Raw genomic sequence first — 23855 nt, 5'->3', positions numbered from 1 at the left:
GGGCGATCCGGATCGTGCCCGACCTGGACGCGTCGGGGGGCAGGGCGATCCGGATCGTGCCCGACCTGGACACGTGCCGCAGGACGAGCCTGCGGGAGGCCGCGGCCGCGCGCGGGGCACACGCCACCCGCGATGAATCAACGCCGGAAACCGCCCGGCGGCGCGCCACCCCCCGCGCCACCCCGTCGCGCAGCCTTTTGCGGGATCCGGCAAAACCCTGACGCAAGAATGCGCCGCGCCCCTCCGCCGAGCCGCGGACCGGCCCGAACATCTCCAGGACATCTCGTGGCACACACGGTGCTTGCAGGTGTTCTGGGCGTTCGGCAACGACAGCGCCGCCCCGAGCCGCCCGCAGCCCGGTGGGGACCGCGGTGCTCGTCTTAAGTCGATCATTCTTGGACAAGGAGAGGTCATGGCACAACGGTTTGATGCACGCGCAAGCGCGTGTGGATGGATGGTCATTGCGCTGGCACTGGGAGCTTCCGCGTGCGACGCGGACAAGGGGGGGTCCACAGCAAGAGAGTCGGAGGCCAACGGGTCCATCCAGGCGGCGCTCACCGTCGGCGGCGCGCGACACGACGTCACCGGCGTCCACTACAAGGTCGTCAACGCGAGCAGCCCGTGCAGCGACACGGCCATCGCGGAGACCACGAGCCCCCTCGAAGAAGGAGCGCTCCCCGGCGGGGCGCTCCCCCCGGGCGCGGGGACCCACGCCGGCGCCGACGGCCTGTTCGTGGTGCCGCCCGGCGATTACCGCGTCTGCGCGACGCCGATGGGAGACGCCGGACCCTCCGTGGAATGCGGGCCCACCGAGGGGATCGCGACGGTCATCTCCGAGGCCACGACCGAGCTCTTCCTCGTGTCCCAGTGCCTCGGCGCGGGCAATGGCGGGCTCGACACGGTCGTCGCGCTGAACGACCCGCCCGCGTTCGAGGACCTCGATGTCGCGCCGAGCAAGTTCATCACCCAGTGCGAGACCGCCACGATCACCGCCTCCGCGGAGGACCCCGACGGCGACGCGATCTCCTACGCATGGGAGCTGGCCGCCGGCGCCGGCTCGATCACGGGCGACGGCAACGCCGTGACGTTCACGCCGGACGGCCCGGGTGATGTCACCGTGAGGGTGAGGGCGACGGACACCCTGGGCGGGAGCTCCTCGCTGACCTTCCCCATCCACGTCTCGGCCGCGGACTGCGTCACCCCCGGCATCACGGTCGAGTTCTCGGAGGAGTTCACGCAGGGCCAGCCGTCCTCCGAGCAGTGCGGCGCCTGGGATGCGTTCCGGGCGTCGCTCACGGGCGAGTACTCGTTCGTCACGATCCGGGGCAGCCAGGACCCCGGCGGGGTGACCTGCACGGGCGCGGCGGCGAATCTGCTCTGTCAGGCGCTCCACGATGGGACGCCGACGGGGCCGATCGAGTGCGACGGCCGGAGCTGGGTCGTCGGGGCGGGCTGCGGCCCCTCCTCCGACGTGGTCGAGATCAGCGCGAACGGCGACTCGTGCGCGTGTAGCAGCGGGTACATCGCGCGGCCGTGCATCGGCAACGAGAACTGGGGCGGCGTGGCCGGCGAGACCTGTTTCGCGCCGAGCCAGACGATCTCCGTCGTGTGCGGGGGCGAGGGCGGCACCGCCCCCACGTGCGACGACGGCCTCCAGAACCAGGGCGAGACGGGCGTCGACTGCGGCGGCCCCTGCGCGCCCTGCACCGGCACCACGGTCGAGTTCTCGGAGGAGTTCATGCAGGGCCAGCCATCGAGCGAGCAGTGCGGCGCCTGGGACGCGTTCCGCGCGTCGCTCACGGGCGAGTACTCGGCCGTCACGATCCGGGGCAGCCAGGACCCCGTCGGGGTGACCTGCACGGGCGCGGCCGCGAACACGCTCTGCCAGGCGCTCCACAGCGGGACGCCGACCGAGCCGATCGAGTGCGACGGCCGGAGCTGGGTCGTCGGGGCGGGCTGCGGCCCCACCTCCGAGGTGGTCGAGATCTCCGCGGATGGCGCGCAGTGCGCGTGCACCAGCGGGTACACCGCGCGGCCGTGCATCGGCAACGAGAACTGGGGCGGCGTGGCCGGCGAGACCTGCTTCGCGCCGAGCCAGACGATCTCCGTCGTGTGCTCTGGCGAGGGCGGCGCCGCCCCCACGTGCGACGACGGCCTCCAGAACCAGGGCGAGACGGGCGTCGATTGCGGCGGCCCCTGCGCGCCCTGCACCGGCGGCCTGTGCGATCCGGCGACCGAGGTCGAGCTCGACGGGCGCTGCTATTACCTGGATGGCTCGGGCGGCGCGTGCGACGCCGGCTATACGCTGGCTCCGCAGGGCGCGCTGAGCAGCATCGCGCCCGCGTTCGTGGGCAAGACTTACAAGCACCAGCCGTCGGGCAACTGCTGCATCGTGCACAGCGAGCAGTCGACCGAGCTCCAGGACTGGGGCATGGACTCCCCTGATTGCAACGGGCCGGGCCCGTTCCAGATGGGCCCGATGCTCGGGGGCGCCGGCTGCTCCGACGCGCTGAATGAGGGTCCGGGTCAGCTCACGCTCTGCATGAGCCTGTGAGCGGCTCGTGACCGGCTGACGCGCGGCTCCAGGCGCGCGCGGCGCCTCCGGGCGCCGCGCGCGACATGAGGCGGGCCGCCGTCGACCGCGACGGCGGCCCGGATCGCGCTCGATCGCAGCGCGTCCGGCCGGAGGGGCAGCGGAGCGCGGTATCAGGTAAACCGCGGCTGCAAACGCCGGAGGACCCATGGCGCAGCTCGCCTTCGTCCGCCCGGCAGCCCGCTATCACGAAGAAGAGCGCGAGCAGCAAGAACGCAAGAACGCGCGCCAGGAACGATGGCAATCTCGCGTCGACAAAGGGAATGCGAGCCTGATTGCCTTTCTGTGGTATCCGCTGCGGAGGGTATGCACTTCCGCTTTGATCAGCTCGGCAAGAACATCCTCCGTGATTTCTTCGGGCTCGTCGGCGCCGCCGAGACCGAGGTGGAGGTCCCGGCCGGCGATGCGCAGCGGATCGACGTCTGGCACGTCCCCGATCCCGCCCTGCTGGTCGCCCACCCCGAGATCGAGCCGGGGCTGTTGCGCTCGATGGCGGTCGAGCCCGGGATGGTGGAGGTCTTCAGCCAGGCCCTCGATGTGACCGAGCTGCACGAGTGCCTGCGCAAGCGCTACCAGTGGCATCACACGCTCGAGCTGCGGGCGGAGCGGCGGCTGCCGCTTCCGGCCGCGTGGCTGCTGAGCGCCGGGCGGCCGGAGAGCGTGCTGCGCGGCTTCGGGTTCGCGCAGGACGCCGCCGGCCCCGAGGGCCTGTACGCCCCCGCGGCCGAGTGGCGGGTGCAGGTCGTGGTGATCGCCGAGCTACCTCGTGTGCGCGGCACGGTGCTCTTGCGGCTGCTCGGCTCGGCGCGGGTGCGCCGGATGGCGCTCCGGGACCTCGCCGAGCTGCCGGGGGACGCGTGGGAGCGGCGGGTGGCGCTGCCGTGGCTGGTCCGGTTAAGCTTCGAGGTGCCGGTGGAGCTCCTTCCGGGGCTGCCGGCCGAGGAGAGGGATTTCATCATGGAAACCCGGGAGTTATACGAGCAAACGCTGAAGCAGGCGGAGGAGCGCGGGATCGAGCGCGGGATCGAGCGCGGGATCGAGCGCGGGATCGAGCGCGGGATCGAGCGCGGGCAGCTCCGCATGACGGCTCGGCTGTGCGCGATGCGCCTCGGGCGGCCGCTCGCCGAGGCGGAGCACGCAGCGCTCGCGTCGCTGCTGGATCGGCTCGGGGAGGAGCGGGTGGGCGAGGCGGTGCTCAGCTTCCCCGCCGAAGCCCTGGCTGCGTGGCTCACGGATCCGAACGCGCGGTAGCCAGCGGGCACGCGCTCGCGTGGACCGAGCCGCCGACTGCGGCGGGCGCGGGCGGACCGCGCTGAGCGCGGCGTCCGGAAAGGCGGTTCGCTCAGGCAGGCGGTGCGCGCGTTCTCCCGCCGCCGCAGGGGCCCGTCACCCGCTCGCTCTCTCGATCAGCGAGGCGCTCGCGTCGAGGCTCGTCGGGTGACGGGAGTACTCCACGTGAACCCCTCGCTCGTCTCAATCATGGATCCAGACGTGATCGACGATCTCATCGCTGGCTCCGAGCGTCCCGACGCCTGCGTTGAGCCTTGTGATCGCAAGAGAACGAACTTTGGAGCAGCTCGTGTAGGTGCTGCGTACATCGAAGGTCGCGTACTGCGCCCCGGTGCCGACCACCTCGACTTGAGGTCGGCGCCGGGCCTCCTCGGCGCAAGTACCCCTCCTCGACGACGCGGGGGGGAGCCTCCTCCTCTATGTCCTGTCGCTGTCGAACTGCGTTGTCGGGTCGACCCGTCTCACGTGCAGGCGCGGCTCATTTCCTCGTCTTCCAGACCGCTGCCTCGGCCGCTCGATGCCGCGCGGCGGCGGTTGTGGTATCCTTAACGTCAGCCATGTCGGCATTCGAGTCCACTGTCCGCCCGCCCGCTGCGCCTCGCCCGCGGACGCGAGCCCACGTCTACAGCCGCTCGCCCGAGCCGGTGTACTTCCCCGAGGCCGAAGAAGTGCCCGAGACGAATCGCCACCTGGAGCTCCGTACCGCGCTGTACCTGATCCTCAAGCGAGAGCTCGCGCACACGGCGACGCTCGGCTCCGACCAGTTCGTCTACTGGGACCCGAGGACCTCGAAGAAGCGCCTTGCACCCGACGCCTTCGTCCGTCTGGGCGTTCCTCACCGGACCTTCCGCACGTGGAAGACCTGGATGCACGGGGCGCCCGACCTCGGGGTCGAGATCGTGAGCGACTCGGACGAGGGCGAGCCCGACTGGGAGGTGAAGCTGGAGCGCTACCGTGCCGCGGGCATCCGCGAGGTCGTGCGCTTCCACCCCGACGATCGAGAGCGACCGATCCGCATCTGGGACGCGCTCGACGGCGATCTCGTGGAGCGGGCGCCGGACGACCCGGAGCTCCATGCGTGCGAGACGCTGGGCCTCTGGTGGACCGTCGTGGAGGACCCGTCGGTCGGCCCGATGCTCCGGCTTTCGCGCGACCGCGAGGGCCGCGACCTGCTGCCGACACCGGATGAGGCCGAGGCCAAGGCGCGCGAAGCAGCGGCCAAGGATCGCGAAGCAGCGGCCAAGGATCGCGAAGCAGCGGCCAAGGCGCGCGAAGCGAACACGAAGCTGGAGGCCGAGTTGAAGGCGCTTCGGGCGGAGCTCGCGCAGGCCAAGGGGAAGCGGCGGACGCGACGACGCTCCCCGGGGTGAGGCGCTCGCCTGGCCGGGGTGGTCGAGGACCCTCCCGGAAGCTCGGCCGACATCACCGGACGTGGTGAACCACGTTCCAGCTTACACTCCGGACTTCGCGGGAGGTGGTCGAGGACCCTCCCGGAAGCTCGGCCGACATCACCGGACGTGGTGAACCACGTTCCAGCTTACACTCCGGACTTCGCGGGAGGTGGTCGAGGACCCTCCCGGAAGCTCGGCCGACATCACCGGACGTGGTGAACCACGTTCCAGCTACATCCGGGGCGGCGCCCGGGGGGGTCAACCACCTTCCTCCGCGCCTTCGGCCTCGTGGTTCTCATCCTCATCGCCTTCGACGAGCGCGTGCACGGCGCGCCGCAGGAGGGCGCGGGCGCCCGGCCGCCGCGCGATCGCCCGCCGGCCGCGCTCCGGCCGGTGAACGACGGTCTGAACGATCCGAGGTCACGGGGTCGTTCTACCCCCTGGGGAGGCGCTCTGCCGTGCTGGCGGCCCCGAGCACGCCTCGATACACCTCGTCCACGACGATGTCGCACCCCACCGACGACAGCACAGCGCGATCGCCTGGGCCATGGACCCGGAGCACCCAGCTCCCGTCGTCCTGGCGCGCGAAGACCTCGATGCGAGGCGCCTTCTGTGACGCCAGGACGACCTCTCGGATCGACGCCACGGTCGGGTAGTGCGCGAACTTGTCGCCGCGATCGTACGCCTCGCTCGAATCGGAGAGCACCTCGATCACGAGGACCGGGTTCAGGAGCGTGTCGCGCCGCTCATCCTCGAACTCGGGGCGGCCGCAGACGACCGAGCCGTCCGGGTAGACGTAGCGATCCGCGGAGGGGATCTTGATGCGCATGTCGGAGTTCAGCGCCATGCACCCGCGCTCGCCCAGCGCGTTGCCGAGCAGCCGGCCGAGATTCGCGGCGATGGCGCTGTGCTCGAACGTGCCACCGGATATCGCGAAGAGCTCGCCGCCAGCGTACTCGTGCCTCACCTCCGATGCGCGATCGAGCTCGAGATACTCCCCTGGCGAGAGCTTCCGTCGCGGTGCCGCGCCACGCCCATGCGCGACAGTGTCGCGTGCCAGGCTCGAGATGTCCACGCGCAGACAGGCGAGCCGCCGCGGGCGCGCGTGGGCGCGTGTGGAGCCGTCGGGCGATGTGCTGCGCGGCGAGACCGTCCACCTCTCCCCGCGCCGGTGATACCGTCGTCCTGCGATGGACCGCACGCTCGTCGACGAGGGCAGCTCCTCCCGCGACCCGGGCGCCGTGCCGCTTCCCCCGGGCGGGCTCGGGCACGCGCCCGGCGACGTGCTCGACCGCCGCTACCGCCTGCGCGTCCGGCTCGGCCGCGGCGGCTTCGGCGACGTGTGGCGCGCCGAGGAGCTCCTGCCCGACGGCGCCCCGTTCCGCGAGGTCGCCCTCAAGCTCCTCGTGTCGGACTTCGCCGAGGCCGCGGACTGGGCCGACGAAGCCAAGCTCCTCGCGTCGTTCCGGCACCCCTCGCTCGTCACGATCTACGCCGCCGGCATCCTCCACGGCGCCGCGAGGACCCCGTTCGTCTCGATGGAGCTGCTCGAGGGCAGGAACCTCGCCGACGTGATCCGCTACCGCGGGCGCATCCCCTGGCGCCGCGTGGTCGCCTGGGCCCGCGACATCGCCGGCGCGCTCGACGTCATCCACGCGCGCGGCGTCGTCCACCTCGACCTCAAGCCCGCCAACCTGTTCCTCACCCAGGACGGCACCCTCAAGGTCCTCGACTTCGGCATCTCGCGGCGCGCAGGCACCCCGCCCGGCGGCCCCCTCTCGCGCGCCCCCGGCGCGCCCCCGGCCGTCAGCATCGGCGGCGGCAGCGGCCGCGACGGCAGCGGCCGCGACGGCAGCGGCAGCGGCGGCAGCGGCCGCGACGGCCGAGACGGCGACAGCGGCGCCGGCAGCGGCGAGCTCGGCACCGCCGCCTTCCTCGCCGAGCGCGACGTCTACGCCTCCACCCGCCGCGCCTTCGCCGGCGCCGACAGCCCCGCCGTCGCGCGCAACGTCATCGGCACGCCGGGCTTCATGGCCCCCGAGGTGCTCGAGATGGCCGAGCCCACCGCCGCCACCGACGCCTACGCGCTCGCCGTGTGCATCGCGCAGCTCGCGACAGGACGCCTCCCGCACGACGTCCCCGACGAGCCGGCCGACTGCTCCGACCCGTCGAGCGTCTCCGCCTGGTGGACCGAGCTCCGCAGCGCCACCCTGCGCGGCGCCATGCGCGACCTCGCGGGCGACCCCGCGCGGCTGCCGCGCGGCCTCCTCGCGCTGCTGAAGCGCCTGCTCTCCGTCGATCCCGCGCACAGGCGCGTCGCGCCGGGGCGGCTGAAGCAGCTGATCGACGAGGTCTGGGAGCGACCCCACGGCGTCCCGGACCGGCCGTACAGGGGGCTCGCCCCCCTGTCGGCCACCGACGAAGGCCTCCTGTTCGGGCGCGACGACGACATCGCGCGCCTCGGGCGCGAGCTCGAGTTCGAGCCGTGCCTCGTCCTCCAGGGGCCGCGCGGCTCCGGCAAGACCTCGCTCGCCTCGGCCGGCCTCGTGCCCCACCTCGCGCGCCGCCACGCCGACCACAAGGACGACTGGATCGAGGCGCGCCTCACCCCCGACGGCGACCCGGACGGCGCCCTCGCCCGCGCGCTCGCCGCCGTCTCGCCCGAGCTCGAGGCCGCAGACCTCGCCGAGCTCACAAGGTTCTGCATGGCGTCGGCCGTCGGGGTCGCGCTCGTCATCGACCCGATCGCGCCCCTCGGCGACGGGCGGCTCGCCGCCCTCGTGAGCGCGCTCGCGACCGGCGACGCGCGGCGCGGGCTCCGGCTCGTCGGCGTGCTCGACGAGGCCGACGATCGCGCCGCGGCGCTCCTCGCCACGCCGGCCGGCGAGGGCCTGCGCGCGGCGCTGCGCTACGTGGGGCTGCCCGCCGCCGCCGCCGTGAAGGACCTCGTCGCCGGCCCCGCGAAGCTCGCCGGCGCCGAGGTGCGCGGCCTCGCCCAGGTCGAGGCCGAGGTGCAGCGCGAGCTCCGGGGCGGCGGCGCCGCGCTGTCGTTCGTGGCGCTCGCCCTCGCCGACTGGTGGGCGACCGCGCGCGACGAGCGCGGCGCGGGCGGCGCGCGCGACGTCCTGAGCGGCGAGGCGTGGCAGGCGCTCGGCGGCGTGCGCGGCGCCCTCGCGCGGCACGCCGACGCCGCCATCGCGGCCCTCACCCCGGAGGACCGCGCGATCGCCGACGAGGCGCTGCTCCGCCTCGGCGCCGTGGACGGCTCGCGCGTCCGCTGGGTCGAGGCGGAGCTCGTCGAGGTCGTCGCCGCCCCGCCCGCCGAGGTCGACCGGATCCTCGGCGCCCTGGAGCGCGCGCGCCTCCTCGTCCGCCGCGACAGGGCCGTGGAGCTCGCCCACGAGGCGCTCGTCGCGGGCTGGCCGCACCTCGCGTCCACCCGCGCGCGGCACATGGAGCGGATCATCCTGCTCGAGCGGCTCCGCGAGGCCGCCGACGTGTGGGATCGCTCCGGCGAGAACCCCGACTTCCTGCTGCGCCGCGACCTGCTCGACCCGGTGAGCGCGGGCGCCGACCTCGCCTCGCGGCTGCCGCGGCGCGAGCAGGCCCTCGTGCGCGAGAGCCTCCGGCGCGCCCGCGTCCAGCGCGCCAAGAAGATCGGCGCGGTCGCGGCGCTCGGGCTCGCGGTCGCCTCGGCGTTCGTGGGCGAGCGGTGGGTGTCGGCGCGCCAGGCGAGCGCCGAGGCGGCGCGCCGCGCGGCCGAGGAGCGCGCCGACCTCGCCGAGCTCATCGGCAAGGCGCGCCGCACCGAGGACCCGTACCACCGCGCCGCGTGGATCGCCGCGGCCCTCGGGCGGCGCGCGGACGACGCGGCGCTGCCGCTCGACCTCGCGACCGCGGCCATGGGCCTGCCGCGCGCGCACTTCCTGACGGTCGACAGCGTGGTGGGGCCGGCGCTGCCGTGGGACGACCGCTGGGTCGTCGCCGGCGGCCCCGGCGGCACCCTGCTCGTCGCCGACCTGCGCCCGCCCGATCCGGACGTCATCGACGACGTCGCGCTCGACGTCGACCCGGAGAGCATCGAGCTCGCCAGGTCGCCGCGCGTGCTCGCGCTGCGGCCGCACGACGCCCCGCACGTCGAGCGCGTGCCGTTCGCGTTCGACACGGCGGTGGCGACGCGCTCGGTCACGGGCGAGGTCCGCGTCTTCCGGCTGCGGGAGGGCGGCACCGTGGCGCTGGCCGCCGTCGCGCCGGTGCAGTGCAGCAGCGCCGTGCACGCGGCCGAGGCGGCGCCCGTCCTCGCCTGCTCGACCGACGGCGGGATCGCGCGCTGGGACATGCGGCGCGGCGGCGGCGCCGGCGCGGTCGACAGGCACCCGTTCCGCGGCAACGTGCTCGGCATCTCGCCGGACGGCGCGCGCGTGGCGGCGGTGCTCGGGCGCAGGGCGCTGCTCTGGGGGCCGGACGGCGGCGCGGGCGCCGAGATCACCCTGGCTGCGCCCGCCGTGCTCGGGCGCTTCAGCCCGCGGGCCCCCGCGATCGCGCTCGTGCAGCAGAGCAGGACGTCGATCTACGCCTTCGATCGGCCCGGCGCGCCGCTCCTCGAGCTCGACACGGACCCGGCGCCCGCGTCGGCGCGCTGGGACGCGGGCGGGCTCGATCTGGGCGTCTGCGGCAGCGGCGGCAGCGCCTGGCACTACCTCCGGAAGGGCGGGCGCGCCCCGGGCGACCCGCCGCCCGAGGGCTCACCGTGCGAGGCGCCGCCCGGCCAGCGCGCGCCGCTGCCGCTGCGCGCGCGTAGCGACGCGGCCGACGTCGCCGAGCGCGACGTCGGCCCGCACGGCCTCCTCGGCGGGTGGCGGCTGCCGGATCGCCGCGTGCTCACGCGCGACCTCATCCTGTTCAGCCCGGGCCCGCCCGCCGCGGAGCGCTTCCTCCGGTTCGAGGGGCTCGACCCCGCGGGCAGGCCGGAGCTCCGCGAGGCGAGCGCCTCGGCCGCCGCGGTGCTGCGGAGCGGGGGCGCGGTGGCCCTCCAGGTCGGCGGCGAGGTGCGCCTCTACGACGAGCGGTCGCGGCGCCGCACGGCCGAGCAGCGGGGGCACCTGCTGCGCGCCTGCGACGACGGCCGCGTCCTTTCGTACCGCAAGGACGAGGGGGTGTGGACGCTGTTCGACGCCACGACCGGGGGGACCGTGGAGGCGGTGCCGACGGCGCCCGCGCTCGTGCTCGGCGTCGACGCCGCCTGCCGGACGCTGTTCACGCAGGAGCTCGACGGCAACCTGGTCGCGACGTCGCTCCGCGACCTGTCATCGCGCACGCTCGCGGTGACCGACGGCTACGTCTACGAGGCGCGCCCGAGCCCCGCGCGCGGCGACGTCGGCCCGGGGCTGTGGCTCGCGTTCAGCTCGGGCGCGGTGGCGCGCATCGACGAGCAGCGCGGCGAGGTGCGGGTGCTCGGGTACGCCACGCCGCGGGCGACCGCGATCGCGGACGGCCCCCTGCCGGGCGACGTGGCCTTCGCGGACGCGACGGGCGTCGTCCTGGTCCGCCGCGCCGGCCTCGCGGAGCGGGTGCTCGACGGCGTGAGCGGGGCGGAGTGGGAGGACATCTCCGCCGCGCCCGACGGCAAGACGATGCTGCTCTCCTCGGCGGACCGGATCGCCGTGCTCGACCTGGTGCGGCGCGAGATCGTCGGCGCCATGCCGTCGGACGGCCGCGAGCGGCTCGCGCCGTGGGACGCCGAGGGCTCGGTGCTCTCGTGGTCGTTCGGCCGCGTGGGCGGGCCGGCAGGCGTCGTGGTGCCCCGGGGGCTGCCCCTGGCCCGGCGGGTGGGGGAGGCGGTGTCGAACCTGCGGGCCGAGGGCAAGCGGCTCGTGGCGCGCCACGGATCCCCGTGACCCGCAACCCACGATCCCCCGGCGTCACGCGCCCGGGACCTCTCGTGAGCGCGCTGTCTCGCGCGGTCGCCGCGCGCGCTCTCCCTCGCTCGGTCCATCGGACATGACATTGTAGGGCGCGCGCTCACCTGCGCGGCCGCGAGAGCGCAGAAGGGATTGGATCCGGTCCGCGAACGCCGTACGCTGCTCCAACCGTGCCCGCGCCCGAACCGAGCCAGAACGCTTCACTGTTCCTTTGCATCACATTCTTCCCGAGCGAGAGGCTGGCCAACGCGGTGTTACGGCTGGTGTCCAGCTTCTGCGGGATGGTGCTGGACGACGCGAACGTGAGCTCGCGGTTTTACATGGCCGCTCACGAGCTCGCCGAGAATATCACCAAGTATTCGACGGGCCCCAAGGTCAGCCTGGAGCTCGCGATGGAGGAGGACGAGAGCTCTTATATCCTGAAGATCCGCGCGCGCAACGAGGCCTCTCCGGAGCGGCTGCGCGAGGTGGAGAGGCGGCTGCTCGAGCTGAAGACCGCGAGCGATCCGGTGAAGCACTATGATGAGCTCATCAACGAGACGGCGATGATAGAGGGGGTGTCGGGCCTCGGCCTCGCGCGGGTGTGCGCCGAGGGCGGGCTCGACGTGGACTACAAGATCGAGGGCAACGAGCTGACGATCATCGCGCACGCGCCGGTTGGGAGATGGAGGGCAGATGAGCAGCTTAAAGGTTGAGTCCGTCGTCACGGACAGCTTCGGGATCGAGCCGACCCTGCGGGACGACACCCTCAGCGTCAAGCTCACCGGCACGGGCGACATGGCGGCCGCCGCGCCGCTCGGCTCCTATTTCAGGACCCTCCAGGCGGAGGTGATACGCCTCTCCGTGAGCGCCGTCGAGTTCGACGTGAGGGCCCTCTACTTCCTGAACTCGAGCTGTCTCAAGGCGTTCATCAGCTTCATCTGCGGCCTCGCGGGTCAGGGGCTCAAGTGCAAGATCCAGTTCCTCACGGACGCGCGGCTGGGGTGGCAACGGCGGAGCCTGACGGCGCTCGAGCGCATGTCTCCGGAGCTGGTCTCCATCGCCGATACCTGACCCGAGAGCCGTAGGCCATGAGCAAGAAGCGCCGGACGATCGCCCTCTTGATGGACTACGTACGAGGCGAGTACCAGTCCGGGGTGCGCTTCGGCGTCGAGCGCGCCGCCGAGGCGCACGACGTCAATCTCGTGATCGCCTTCGGCGAGATGCTCGCCCTCCCCGGGTCGTCCGGTACGGCCCAGAACAGCATCTATCACCTCATCGGCGCCGAGACGGTCGACGGCATCATCGTCGCCTCGACGACCCTGTGCCATCACGTCGGCATCGAGGGAATGCAGCGGTTTTGCCGGTCCTACGCGCCGCTGCCCGTCTGCAGCATCGGGGTGGCGATCGACGGCGTCCCGAGCCTCATCGTCGACAACGCCCTCGGGATCGAGGCCGCGGTCGGGCACATGATCGACGCCCACGGGCGCCGGCGCGTCGCGTTCCTCGGCGGGCCGGCCAACAACGAGGAGGCGGACGTGCGCACCGCCGCCTACTTCAGGGCGCTCGCCGATCGATCGCTGCCCTTCGACCAGCGCCTCTTCGCGTGCGGCGCGTTCACGATCGACTCCGGGCGCGCCTCCATGCGCGAGATCCTGGATCGCGGGGTCGAGCTCGACGCCGTGGTCGCCGCCAACGACGCCATGGCCCTCGGCGCGATCGACGCCCTCCGGGCGCGCGGCCTCGGCGTCCCGGAGGACATCCTCGTGTGCGGCTTCGACGACGCGGTCATCGCGCGCTTCACGAAGCCGTCGATGTCCACCATCGGCCAGCCCATCAAGCGGCTCGGCGCGCGCGCCGTCGACGCGCTGATGCGCATGATCGACGGCGAGCCCGTCCCGGAGCGCAGCCTCTTCCCGGTCGAGCTCACGCTGCGCGAGTCCTGCGGCTGCGGCAACCCGGCGGACGCGGCGGGCGGGCCCTCGAGCAGGGCGCGGCGCGCGCCGCCCGCGCACGCCGGCGGGCGGGAGGAGCTGGAGCGCGTCCTCGAGAAGAGCGTCGCGATCCCGGCCGGCTCGCTCCACGGCTGGGCCGGTGAGCTCCTGTCGGCGCTCGACGAGGAGCTCGCCGGGGAGGAGGGCCGCTTCCTGCGCGCCCTCGAGGCGCTCCTCGACGCGGCGGGGCGCGAGGGCGCGAACCTCGAGCATTTCCAGGGCGTGATAACGCTCCTCCGCGAGCGGGTGCGCCGCGGGCCCGGCGACCTCCGGGGCGCGGCGCTCGCCGAGACGCTCGAGCCGATCTGGCACGCCTCGCGCGTGCTCGTCGGGAGCGCGTCGGTGCGCTCCGAGGGGCAACAGCGCCTGAACGTGGAGCTCGCGTCGCTCTACCTGAGCTGGAGCGCGCGGAGCTTCTCGACCTGCCTGAGCCTGCCGATCCTGCGGCGAATGATGGCGTCGGAGCTGCCGCGGATGCAGTTCTCGCGGGTCGCTGTGTCGCTCTACGACGACCCGCAGCGCAGCACCATGGTGCCGCTCTTTCTGATGGAGGACGGCCGCGAGGTGGAGCCGCCCCCCGCGAGCTTCCCGGCCCGGCTCCTCGCGCCCGACGGCTTTCTGGGAGACGGGGAGCGCTGGAGCGTGATCGCGCTGCCTGTCGCGTTCGGCGACGCGGAGAAATTCGGCGTCGCGGTGCTCAACAGCGGCGCGAACGAGCTTGTCTATGACGCGCTCCGCCTCCAGATCGGCTCCGCGGTCAAGGCCGCGGCGCTGCACTGGGAGGTCGTGCGGCAGGTGGAGCTGCGCGAGCGGCTGGAGCAGGAGAAGGTCCGCCAGGAGAGCGCCGTGGCGGCGCGCATCCAGACGGCGCTGGTGCCGACGCAGCTCTCGGTCGAGGGGCTCGAGCTGTCCGCCATCATGAAGCCGGCCGCCACGGTCGGCGGCGACTACTACGATGTGCTCGCGACCGCGGAGGGCGGGTGGCTCGGGATCGGCGATGTCGCGGGGCACGGGCTCGCGGCCGGGCTCGTGATGCTGATGATCCAGAGCATGATCTCGGCGCTGACGCGCAGCGACCCGAACGCCAGCCCGAGCGACATCGTCTCCGCGGTCAACGCGGCGGTGTACGAGAACGTCCGCAGCCGGCTGAAGCGGGATGAGCACGCGACGCTGCTGCTCCTCCGGTACGAGCGGAGCGGGCGGGTGACGTTCGCCGGGGCGCACGACGACCTCATCGTGTGCCGCGCGCGCACCCGTCGCTGCGTGTGCATCCAGAGCTCGGGCGTCTGGGTCGGCGCGCTGCCCGCGATTGACGCGATGACGCGAGACTCCGAGTTCGTCCTGGAGGACGGCGATCTCCTCGTGCTGTACAGCGACGGCGCGACGGAGGCGCGCGACGCCCACCGGGAGCAGTTCGGCCTCGAGCGGCTGTGCTCCACCATCGAGTCTTCCCAGGACGCGCCCGCCGACGCGATCCGCGACCGGATCATGAAGGAGGTCGAGGGCTGGTGCCCGAGCCCCGATGACGACATGACGGTCGTCGTGGCGAGGTACAGCGCGCCCCGGGGGCTGTCGCTCCAGTCCGCCGGCTTTCCTACATGAGCGCTACCCCGCGCGCGGGAAGGAAGACAGGGATTGGATTCCGTCCGAGAACCACGTAGGCTGCTCAACCGTGCCAGTGTCCGAACCGAGCCGCAGCGGGTCACTGTTCCTGTGCATCACGTTCTATCCGACCGAGCGGATGGCCAACAGCGTGCTTCGCCTGGTGTCCAGCTTCTGCAGCATGGTGCTCGACGACGCGAACGTGTGCTCGCGGTTCTACATGGCCGCGCACGAGCTCGCCGAGAACATCATCAAGTACTCCTCCGGCCCCAAGGTCAGCCTCGAGCTCGCGCTGGAGGAGAGCGAGAGCTCGTGCGTCATGAAGATATGCGCCCGCAACGAGGCCTCTCCGGAGCGGCTGCGCGAGGTGGAGAGGCGGCTGTTCGAGCTGAAGACGGCGATCGATCCGGTGAAGCACTATGACGAGCTCATCTGCGAGACGGCGATGATAGAAGGGGTGTCGGGGCTCGGCCTCGCGCGGGTGCGCGCCGAGGGCGGGCTCGACGTGGACTACAAGATCGAGGGCAACGAGCTGACGATCATCGCGCATGCGCCGGTTGGGAGGTGGAGGGTCGATGAGCATCTTGAGGGTTGAGCCCGTCGTCATGGACAGCTTCGGGATCGAGCCGACCCTGAGGGACGACACCCTCAGCGTCAAGCTCACCGGCACGGGCGACATGGCGGCGGTCGGGCCGCTCGGCTTCTTCCTCAAGGACATCCAGTCGGAGGCGCTGCGCCTGCGCGTGAGCGCCGTCGCGTTCGACGTGAGGGCGCTTTATTTCCTGAACTCCAGCTGTCTCAAGGCGCTGATCAGCTTCATCTCCAGCGTCGCGGGCCAGGGGCTCAAGTGCAAGGTGGAGTTCATCACGGACGCGCGGCTGGGGTGGCAGCGGCGGAGCCTGACGGCGCTCGAGCGCATGTCCCCGGAGCTGGTCTCCATCGCCGATACCTGACCCGAGAGCCGTGGGCATGAGCACGAAGCGACGGACGATCGCCCTCTTGATGGACTATGTGGGCGGAGACTACCAGTCCGAGGTGCGGTTCGGGGTCGAGCGCGCCGCGGAGGCGCATGACGTCAATCTCCTTGTCGCCTTCGGAGAGACGCTCGCGCTGCCCGGGGCGACGGACGCGGCCCAGAACAGCATCTATCACCTCATCGGCGCGGAGACGGTCGACGGCATCATCGTCGCCTCGGCGACCCTCTGCCATCACATCGGCATCGAGGGGATGCGGGAGTTCCTCCGCGGCTACGCGCCGCTGCCGGTCTTCAGCATCGGGATGGAGATCGAGGGCATCCCGAGCCTCACCGTGGACAACGCCTTCGGGATCGAGCTCGCGGTCGGGCACATGGTCGACGCCCACGGGCGCCGGCGCGTCGCGTACATCGGCGGGCCGGCCAACAACGAGGAGGCGAGGACGCGCGCCGAGGCGTACTGGGGAGCGCTGGCGGCGCGCGCCGTCCCGCCCGACGAGCGCCTCTTCGCGGAGGGCGCGTTCACGATCGACAGCGGCAGGAGCGCGATGCGCGACCTCCTGGCCCGCGGGGGCGAGCCCGACGCCGTGGTCGCCGCGAACGACAAGATGGCCCTCGGGGCGATGGAGCTGCTCAAGGAGCGGGGGATCCGCGTCCCGCAGGACATCCTCGTGGCCGGCTTCGACGACGCGGTCATCGCGCGTTTCTCCAAGCCGTCGCTGACCACCGTGCGCCAGCCCATGAAGCGGCTCGGCGCCCTCGCGATGGACAGCATGGTGCGCATGCTCGACGGCAAGGGCGCGGAGGACGTGGCGCTCCTGGAGGTCGAGCTCACGTGCCGCGAGTCGTGCGGCTGCGGGGTCCAGGCGAGCGCCTCGCTCCCGCCTCCGGGCACCACGGGGCGGGGCGGCGCGGCCTTGATCGCCGCGCAGCGGGGATCGCTGGAGCGGGCGCTCCGGCGGAGCGTGTCGATCCCGACCGGCTCGCTCGACGGCTGGCCCGGCGATCTCCTGTCGGCGCTGGAGGCGGAGCTCACGGGGAAGGAGGGCCGCTTCCTGCATGCGCTGGAGGCGCTCCTCGACGCGGCGGGGCGCGCGGGCGCGATCCTCGATCACTTCCAGGGCGCGATCGCGGTGCTCCGCGAGCGGCTCCACCGGCCGGTCGAGGACGGCGGCGACGGCGTCTTCCAGGACGCCATCGAGCGGCTCTGGCACGCCTCGCGCATCGTCATCGGGAGCGCGTCCGTGCGCGTCGAGGGGGAGCGGCGGCTCAACGTGGAGCTCGCGTCGATGTACCTCAGCTGGAGCGCGCGGAGCTTCTCGACCTGCCTGAGCCTGCCGATCCTGAAGCGCGTGATGGCGTCGGAGCTGCCCGCCCTGGGGTTCTCGCGCGTCGCGGTGTCGCTTTATGACAGCACGCACGGCGGTCACGACCCGCAGCAAACCACGATGAAGACGCTCTTCCTCATGGAGGGCGGCCGCGAGGTGGAGCCGCCGCCCGCGAGCTTCCCGGCCCGGCTCCTCGCGCCCGATGGGTTTTTGGGGGGCGGCGAGCGCACGACCCTGATCGCGATCCCTGTCGCGTTCGGCGACCTGGAGAAGTTCGGTGTCGCGGTGCTCAACAGCGGTGCGCACGAGCTTGTCTATGACGCGCTCCGCCTCCAGCTCGGCTCCGCGGTCAAGGCCGCGGCGCTGCACCGGGAGATGATCCGGCAGGTGGAGCTGCGCGAGCGGCTGGAGCAGGAGAGGATCCACCAGGAGAGCGTCGTGGCGGCGCGCATCCAGACCACGCTGGTCCCGGAGCGGCTCTCGGTCGAGGGGCTCGAGCTGTCCGCCCTCATGAAGCCGGCCGCCGCGGTCGGCGGCGACTACTACGACGTGCTCGCGACCGCCGAGGGCGGGTGGCTCGGGATCGGCGACGTCGCGGGGCACGGGCTCGCGGCGGGGCTCGTGATGCTGATGATCCAGAGCATGGTCTCGGCGCTGACGCGCAGGGACCCTGGGGCGAGCCCTGCCCGGCTGATCTCGGCCATCAACGCGGCGGTGTACGAGAACGTCCGCGGCCGCCTGATGCGGGACGAGCACGCGACGCTGCTGCTCCTCCGGTACGAGCGGGGCGGGCGGGTGACGTTCGCCGGGGCGCACGACGACATCATCGTGTGCCGCGCGCGCACCCGTCGCTGCGTGTGCATCCCGAGCTCGGGTGTCTGGATCGGCGCGCTGCCCGCGATCGACGCGATGACGCGAGACGCCGAGTTCGTCCTGGAGGACGGCGACGTCCTCGTGCTGTACAGCGATGGAGTGACCGAAGCGCGCGACGCCCACCATGAGCAGTTCGGCCTCGAGCGGCTCTGCGCCGCCATCGAGTCCGCCCAGTCTGCGTCCGTCGTGGCCATCCGCGACCGGGTCTTGAAGGAAGTCGAGGGCTGGTGCCCGAGCCCGGACGACGACATCACGATGGTCGTGGCGAGGTACCGAGCGCCCCGGCAGCCCTGACGGCCCGGCGCGGTGGTGGCGCGCGGCCGCGCGCGCGCCTACATGACCGCACGGCGGACCGAGGGGATTGGATCCCGCGCAAGAACCACGTACGCTGGTCGGGTCGTGTTAGCTTCCGGAGTGAGCCAGACCGCTTCACCGTTCCTGTACATCACGTGGGGGCGTCACGTTTCTTCCGAGCCAACGGGCGGTTATCGCGGTGTCACGGCGGGTGTCCAGCGTCTGCGCGATGGTGCTGGACGAGGAGCTCGCGATCGCGATCGAAGGCGAGGCGGGGGCGACGAGCTGATGCGCCTCGCGCGCGCGCCGGTCGCGAGATGGAGGGTCGATGAGCAGCTTGCGGGTTGAGCCGGTCGTCACGGACAGCTTCGGGATCGCGCCGACCCTGAGGGACGACACCCTCGGCGTCAAGCTCAGCGGGACAGGCGACATGGCGGCGGCGCCGGCGCTCGGCCTCTGCCTCAAGGCGCTCCAGGCGGAGGTGCAGCGCCTCTCCATCCACGTCGTCGAGTTCGACGTCAGGGCCCTTTACTTCCTGAATTCGAGCTGCCTGAAGGCGTTCATCAGCTTCATCTGCGGCCTCGGGGGCCATGGGATGAACTGCAAGGTGCTGTTCATCGCGGACGCGCGGCTCGGATGGCAAAGGCGGAGCCTGGCGGCGCTCGAGCGCATGTCCCCGGAGCTTGTCTCGATCGAGGACGCCTGACCCGAGAGCCCGAGGACATGAAGCAGAAGCGCCGGACGATCGCCCTCGTGATGGATTATGTGCGGGGCGAGTACCAATCCGCCGTCCGGATCGGGGTCGAGCGCGCCGCCGAGGCGCACGACGTCAATCTCGTGATCGCCGTCGGCGAGACGCTCGCCGGCCACAGCGCCTCCGAGGTCGCCCAGAACAGCATCTATCACCTCGTCGGCCCGGAGGCGGTCGACGGCATCGTGGTCGCCGCGGCGCCGCTCTGTAACCACGTCGGCGTCGAGGGCGTGCAGAGCTTCTGCCGTGCTTACGCGCCGCTGCCCGTGTGCAGCATCGGGATCCCGCTCGCGGGCGTCCCCAGCGTCGTCGTCGACAACGGCCTCGGGATCGAGATGGCGGCCGGCCACCTGCTCGACGAGCACGCCTGCAGGCGCGTCGCGTACATCGGCGGGCCGGCCAACAACGGGGAGGCGAGGCTCCGCGCCGAGGCGTACCGGAAGGCGCTCGCCGCGCGCGCGCTGCCCTGCGACGAGCGCCTCGTCGCGGCCGGCGAGTTCACGGTCGACAGCGGCCGGGTCGCGATGTCCGAGATCCTGGCCCGCGGGGTCGAGCTCGACGCGGTGCTCGCCGCCAACGACAACATGGCCCTCGGCGCGATCGAGCTCCTGAAGGCGCAGGGCCGCGACGTCCCCCGGGACCTCCTCGTGTGCGGCTTCGACGACGTCGGCGTGGCGCGCTACGCGAAGCCGTCGCTCACCACGGTCCGCCAGCCGATCCAGCGGCTCGGGGAGATCGCGCTCGAGACGGTCCTGCGCATGCTCGACGGCGAGCGCGTCCCCGAGCTCCGCACGCAGCCGATCGAGCTCACGCGGCGCGAGTCGTGCGGCTGCGCCTATCTGGCTGTCGCCGCCCTGCCGCCGCTCACGAGCCCGCCGCCGCGCCACGGGCCGCTCGCGCTCGGCGGCCGCCGCGACGAGCTCGGGCGCGCGCTCGAGCGCGCGGTGGGCATCCCGGCCGCCTCGCTCGACGGCTGGTCCGGCGAGCTCCTGTCGGCGCTGGAGGAGGAGCTCGAGGGGAGCGAGGGGCGCTTCCTGCTCGTGCTGGAGCGCGTCCTCGACGCGGCGGCGCGCGAGGGGGTGTTCCTCGATCTGTTCCAGGGCGTGATCACGCTGCTGCGCGCGCGGCTCCGCCGGCCGAGCGAGGACCCGGCCGGGGCCGCCGCGAACGAGGCCCTCGAGCAGCTCTGGCACGCGTGCCGCGTCCTCGTCGGGACCGCGGCGGTGCGCGCCGAGGGGCGCCAGCGCCTCGACGTCGAGGTCGCCGCGATCGATCTGAGCTGGAGCGGGCGGTGGTTCTCGACGTGCCTGAGCCTGCCGCTCTTCAAGCGCATGCTGGCCTCGGAGATGCCCCGGCTGCACGTCACCTGCGCCGCCGTCTCGCTCTACGAGGACGCCCAGCGCACCGCCCTGAAGACGCTCTTCTTGATGGAGGACGGCCGCGAGGTGGCGCCCCCCGTGGAGAGCTTCCCCGCGCGCTCCCTCGCTCCGCCCGGGTTCCTGAGCTCGCACGAGCGCAGGAGCGCCGTGGTGATGCCGCTCACGTTCGGGGACACAGAGTTTTTCGGGATCATGGCGCTCAACAGCGGCATGTCCGAGACGGCGTACGACGCGCTGAGGCTCCAGATCGGCTCTGCGGTGAAGACGGTGGCGCTGCACCGGGAGATGGTCCGCCAGGTGGAGCTGCGCGAGCGGCTGGAGCAGGAGAGCGAGCGGCAGGAGACCGCCCTCGCGGCGCGCCTTCAGACGACGCTCGTGCCGGAGGAGCTCGAGGTCGAGGGGCTCGAGCTGTCCGCCCTCATGACGCCGGCCGCCGAGGTGGGGGGCGATTACTACGACGTCATCGCGACGCCCGGGGGCGGGTGGCTCGGGATCGGCGACGTCGCGGGGCACGGGCTCGCGGCGGGGCTCGTGATGCTGATGATCCAGAGCATGGTCTCGGCGCTGACGAGCCGGGATCCGGGCGCGAGCCCGAGCGAGCTCCTCGCGGCGCTCAACAAGGCGGTGTTCAAGAACGTCCGCGGCCGGCTGAAGCGGGACGAGCACGCGACGCTGCTGCTCCTCCGGTACGAGCGGAGCGGGCGGGTGACGTTCGCGGGGGCGCACGACGACATCATCGTGTGCTCCGCGCGGACGCGGCGGTGCGTGTGCATCCCGAGCACGGGCGTCTGGATCGGCGTGCTGCCCGTCATCGACGCGGTGACGCGCGACGCCGAGTTCGTCCTGGAGGACGGGGACGTCCTCGTGCTCTACAGCGACGGCGTGACGGAGTCTCGCAACGCGCACCGCGAGCAGTTCGGACTGGAGCGGCTCTGCGCCGCCATCGAGGCCGTCCAGACCGCGCCCGTCGAGGCGATCCGCGACCGGATCCTGAGGGACGTCGAGGGCTGGTGCTCGAGCCCCGACGACGACATCACGGTGGTCGTGGCGCGGTACAGCGCGCCCGCGTAGCGCCTCGGGGCAGCGCCCGGCGTGGCGCTGGCCGCCGGGGGGCGGCCCTCTGTGACGGCGCCGTGGAGGAACGGCGGCGTCCTGTTGTCGCCGGCGCTTTGCGGGGGTTGCAGCGCTGGACTTGCCCGGAGCGCGGTGCTGGACTCGCCCGAGCGCCGCGCGTCGCGGTGCGCCGCAACGGTGCGAGGATCCGCGCACCGGAGCCCGGAGATCGCGCCATGGCTTGTCCCGACCCGCAGGTTGTTGAGCATGCTCTCGCCGCCGTGGAGGCGCTGCGCGCGAGCGCCGGCGAGCACGAGCAGCGCTACCGGCACCTGATCGAGGCGGTGCACCCGCGGCACCGGGCGGGGGCGACGAACCTGCTCCACTACCTCGCCGTCCGGCAGCAGGACCTCCGCGAGCTGCAGCGGCGGCTCGCCTCGCTCGGGCTGAGCTCTCTGGGGCGCCTGGAGAGCTGCGCGCTGGCCTCGCTGGACGCGGTGCTCGGCGCGCTCGACGCGCTCGCGCGGCGCCCCGAGGCGCGCGAGCGCGTCGAGCCCCCCACCACGTTCGCGTCGGGGGGCGCGCTGCTCGAGGAGCACGCGCTGGCGCTGCTCGGCGAGGGGGGGCAGGGGCGCCAGACGCGGGTGATGGTCACGCTGCCCGCGGACGCGCGGAAGGGCGAGCTGAAGCGGCTGCTCGCGGGCGGCATGGACATCGCGCGGATCAACTGCTCGAAGGGGGACGCGGACGCGTGGGCCGAGCTCCTCGAGCGGCTGCGGAAGGCGGGGCAGGAGACCGGGGTCGCGTACAAGGTGCTCTGCGACATCGCCGGGCCCAACCCGCGCGTGAGCAAGATCGGCGGGGCGGCGCGCGTCACGCTCCCTGCGTCGGGCGAGCGGCCGAGGTTCTGGCTCTGCAAGGACGTGAAGCGGGCGCGCGCCCTGGCGGGCGGGGCCGAGGCCGAGGAGGCGCTCGCGGTCGGCTGCTCCATCCCGGAGGTCGTCGACGACCTCCGGCCCGGGCACAGGGTGTTCTACGACGACGGGCGGCTGGGCGGCACGGTCCAGGCCGTGACCGAGGGGGCCGCGCTCGTGGAGGTGGATTTCGCGCGGCAGGGCTCGGTGAAGCTGAAGCCTGGAAAGGGCCTGAACTTTCCGGACACCGAGCTCGGGATCCCGCCGCTCTCGCCGAAGGATCTCGAGGATCTCGACTTCATCGCGCGCCACGCGGACATGGTGGGGCTCTCGTTTGTTCGGTCTCCTTCCGATGTGGAGCGCCTCCAGGCGGAGCTCTCCGCGCGCGGGGCGGCTCACCTCGGGATCGTGCTCAAGATCGAGACGACGCCTGCGTTCCAGCAGCTCCCGCGGCTCTTGCTCACGGCGATGCGCAGCGAGAACGTGGGGGTGATGCTCGCGCGCGGCGACATGGCCGTCGAGATGGGGTTCGTGCGGCTGGCGGAGGTCCAGGAGGAGCTCCTGTGGCTGTGCGAGGCCGCGCTGGTCCCGGCGATCTGGGCGACGCAGGTGCTCGAGAGCCTGAACAAGACCGGCGTGCCGACCCGCGGGGAGGTGACGGACGCGGCGATGAGCTCGCGCGCCGAGTGCGTGATGCTCAACCAGGGTGAGAACCTCGTCGTGACGGTCGCCTTCGTTGTCGACGTGCTGAAGCGGATGCACGAGCACCAGGACAAGAAGCGGGCGCTGATGCGGCCGCTCAGCGTCTCGCGCCTCGACTGAGGCGGCGCGGGGGCCGGTCAGTCCACCGACGGCACGGTGGCGTCGACCCGGGTCGGCAGCCCGCGCGCGCCCGCCGGCGCCCGGAACGCGGCGCCGGACAGCTCCCGCCGCATGCACGTGGCCGCCTCGTCGTGGCGGGGGTCGGAGGCGCTGCCGATGATCGTCGGCACCACGATGTAGCCCTCGGCGTCGACGTTGAACTCCACCCGGACGGCGTCGGGCGGCAGCGTCTTGCCGTCCGGGCCGCGGCAGCGCTGCACGAGGTCCCAGTAGAGCTGCGCCCGCGCCGCCTTCTCGATCGCGGGGCTCGACATGTTGGCCGGCATCATGGGCGCGCCGATCTCGACGCGCGAGCGCGGGGCCGGGGTGGGGTCGGGCGCCGGGGCCGGCGGGGGCGCGGAGGGCGCCGGCAGGCCGGTGCTCGTGCCGATCTTCGCGAGGCTCGCGCCGTCGCCCGGCCTGGGCGCGGCCTCCCGCGCGGCGGCGAGGATCTCCTCGAGCGCGTCCGGCTCGGCGGAGCCCACCGCCGGCGCACCGCCTGTCCGGGGGTGGGCGCTGCGCTCGCTCAGGGACGGCGCGGCGCCGCGCGTCCAGGGGGTGTGAGCCCCGGCGTCGTCCTCCGCCGGCGGCGCGGGCTGGGGGCGCTCGCAGGCCGCGAGCAGCGGGAGCAGGACCACGAGCGCGGTGCGCACGGGGAG

General features: G+C 72.9%; 15 protein-coding genes. 13 read left to right on the top strand and 2 right to left on the bottom strand.

Annotated features, from left to right (window positions below; all coding sequences use genetic code 11):
• The first annotated feature begins 454 nt into the window (after positions 1 to 454).
• From WME75_RS27845 to WME75_RS27835, 3 genes are all read left to right on the top strand, one after another.
• Positions 455 to 2554 (top strand): PKD domain-containing protein, encoded by a 2100-nt coding sequence (locus tag WME75_RS27845; RefSeq protein ID WP_437477157.1) that lies wholly within the window; start codon positions 455 to 457, stop codon positions 2552 to 2554.
• A gap of 345 nt (positions 2555 to 2899) precedes the next feature.
• Positions 2900 to 3844, top strand: coding sequence for a hypothetical protein (locus WME75_RS27840; RefSeq protein WP_437477155.1), 945 nt, complete (start codon positions 2900 to 2902; stop codon positions 3842 to 3844).
• A gap of 596 nt (positions 3845 to 4440) precedes the next feature.
• Positions 4441 to 5253, top strand: coding sequence for a Uma2 family endonuclease (locus WME75_RS27835; RefSeq protein ID WP_437477153.1), 813 nt, complete (start codon positions 4441 to 4443; stop codon positions 5251 to 5253).
• A 454-nt stretch (positions 5254 to 5707) separates the two neighbouring features.
• On the opposite strand, the gene WME75_RS27830 is transcribed toward WME75_RS27835, so the two are convergent.
• Entirely contained in the window at positions 5708 to 6241 is a 534-nt protein-coding gene (locus tag WME75_RS27830) for a Uma2 family endonuclease (RefSeq protein WP_437477150.1), read from the bottom strand.
• Between the two features lie 223 nt (positions 6242 to 6464).
• On the opposite strand from WME75_RS27830, the gene WME75_RS27825 reads away from it, so the two are divergent.
• The 10 genes from WME75_RS27825 to WME75_RS27780 all read left to right on the top strand — a co-directional run bounded on the left by WME75_RS27825 (position 6465) and on the right by WME75_RS27780 (position 23157).
• Positions 6465 to 11171: an nSTAND1 domain-containing NTPase gene (locus WME75_RS27825; RefSeq protein WP_437477147.1), complete on the top strand. Its 4707-nt coding sequence runs from the start codon at positions 6465 to 6467 to the stop codon at positions 11169 to 11171.
• A 194-nt stretch (positions 11172 to 11365) separates the two neighbouring features.
• Positions 11366 to 11890 carry a hypothetical protein gene (locus WME75_RS27820; RefSeq protein ID WP_437477145.1) on the top strand — a complete coding sequence of 175 codons (525 nt, stop codon included), beginning with the start codon at positions 11366 to 11368 and terminating at the stop codon, positions 11888 to 11890.
• Complete coding sequence (locus WME75_RS27815; protein ID WP_437477142.1) at positions 11871 to 12248, top strand: hypothetical protein; 378 nt, start codon at positions 11871 to 11873, stop codon at positions 12246 to 12248. Before WME75_RS27820 ends, WME75_RS27815 begins: the two co-directional genes overlap by 20 nt.
• Positions 12249 to 12265: 17 nt before the next feature.
• Positions 12266 to 14770, top strand: a complete 2505-nt coding sequence (locus tag WME75_RS27810; protein ID WP_437477140.1) for a SpoIIE family protein phosphatase — start codon at positions 12266 to 12268, stop codon at positions 14768 to 14770.
• Between the two features lie 76 nt (positions 14771 to 14846).
• Positions 14847 to 15365: a hypothetical protein gene (locus tag WME75_RS27805; protein ID WP_437494937.1), complete on the top strand. Its 519-nt coding sequence runs from the start codon at positions 14847 to 14849 to the stop codon at positions 15363 to 15365.
• Complete coding sequence (locus tag WME75_RS27800) at positions 15346 to 15723, top strand: hypothetical protein (RefSeq protein WP_437477137.1); 378 nt, start codon at positions 15346 to 15348, stop codon at positions 15721 to 15723. The genes WME75_RS27805 and WME75_RS27800 overlap by 20 nt, the downstream gene beginning before the upstream one ends.
• Before the next feature lie 16 nt (positions 15724 to 15739).
• On the top strand, positions 15740 to 18238 hold the full coding sequence (locus WME75_RS27795) for a SpoIIE family protein phosphatase (RefSeq protein ID WP_437477134.1): 2499 nt from the start codon (positions 15740 to 15742) through the stop codon (positions 18236 to 18238).
• Positions 18239 to 18566: 328 nt separating this feature from the next.
• The gene (locus WME75_RS27790) at positions 18567 to 18944 is read left to right on the top strand and encodes a hypothetical protein (RefSeq protein ID WP_437477131.1); all 378 of its coding nucleotides are present in this window, start codon (positions 18567 to 18569) and stop codon (positions 18942 to 18944) included.
• Positions 18945 to 18961: 17 nt separating this feature from the next.
• Positions 18962 to 21439 (top strand): SpoIIE family protein phosphatase, encoded by a 2478-nt coding sequence (locus WME75_RS27785; protein WP_437477128.1) that lies wholly within the window; start codon positions 18962 to 18964, stop codon positions 21437 to 21439.
• A 218-nt stretch (positions 21440 to 21657) separates the two neighbouring features.
• Positions 21658 to 23157, top strand: coding sequence for a pyruvate kinase (locus tag WME75_RS27780; protein ID WP_437477125.1), 1500 nt, complete (start codon positions 21658 to 21660; stop codon positions 23155 to 23157).
• Between the two features lie 17 nt (positions 23158 to 23174).
• Here the strand turns inward: WME75_RS27780 and WME75_RS27775 are convergent, their stop codons facing one another.
• Positions 23175 to 23849, bottom strand: coding sequence for a hypothetical protein (locus WME75_RS27775; RefSeq protein WP_437477122.1), 675 nt, complete (start codon positions 23847 to 23849; stop codon positions 23175 to 23177).
• Positions 23850 to 23855: the final 6 nt, after the last annotated feature.

The organism is Sorangium sp. So ce1014, from assembly GCF_051521505.1.
Classification (GTDB): Bacteria; Myxococcota_A; Polyangia; order Polyangiales; family Polyangiaceae; genus Sorangium.
This window is presented reverse-complemented; position numbering and strand designations above follow the sequence as displayed.

Coding starts and splice junctions, on each gene's coding strand:
- WME75_RS27800 (WP_437477137.1), top strand. CDS start 15,346: ATGAGCATCTTGAGGGTTGAGCCCGTCGTCATGGACAGCTTCGGGATC.
- WME75_RS27785 (WP_437477128.1), top strand. CDS start 18,962: ATGAAGCAGAAGCGCCGGACGATCGCCCTCGTGATGGATTATGTGCGG.
- WME75_RS27845 (WP_437477157.1), top strand. CDS start 455: ATGGTCATTGCGCTGGCACTGGGAGCTTCCGCGTGCGACGCGGACAAG.
- WME75_RS27825 (WP_437477147.1), top strand. CDS start 6,465: ATGGACCGCACGCTCGTCGACGAGGGCAGCTCCTCCCGCGACCCGGGC.
- WME75_RS27780 (WP_437477125.1), top strand. CDS start 21,658: ATGGCTTGTCCCGACCCGCAGGTTGTTGAGCATGCTCTCGCCGCCGTG.
- WME75_RS27790 (WP_437477131.1), top strand. CDS start 18,567: ATGAGCAGCTTGCGGGTTGAGCCGGTCGTCACGGACAGCTTCGGGATC.
- WME75_RS27835 (WP_437477153.1), top strand. CDS start 4,441: ATGTCGGCATTCGAGTCCACTGTCCGCCCGCCCGCTGCGCCTCGCCCG.
- WME75_RS27815 (WP_437477142.1), top strand. CDS start 11,871: ATGAGCAGCTTAAAGGTTGAGTCCGTCGTCACGGACAGCTTCGGGATC.
- WME75_RS27810 (WP_437477140.1), top strand. CDS start 12,266: ATGAGCAAGAAGCGCCGGACGATCGCCCTCTTGATGGACTACGTACGA.
- WME75_RS27795 (WP_437477134.1), top strand. CDS start 15,740: ATGAGCACGAAGCGACGGACGATCGCCCTCTTGATGGACTATGTGGGC.
- WME75_RS27840 (WP_437477155.1), top strand. CDS start 2,900: ATGCACTTCCGCTTTGATCAGCTCGGCAAGAACATCCTCCGTGATTTC.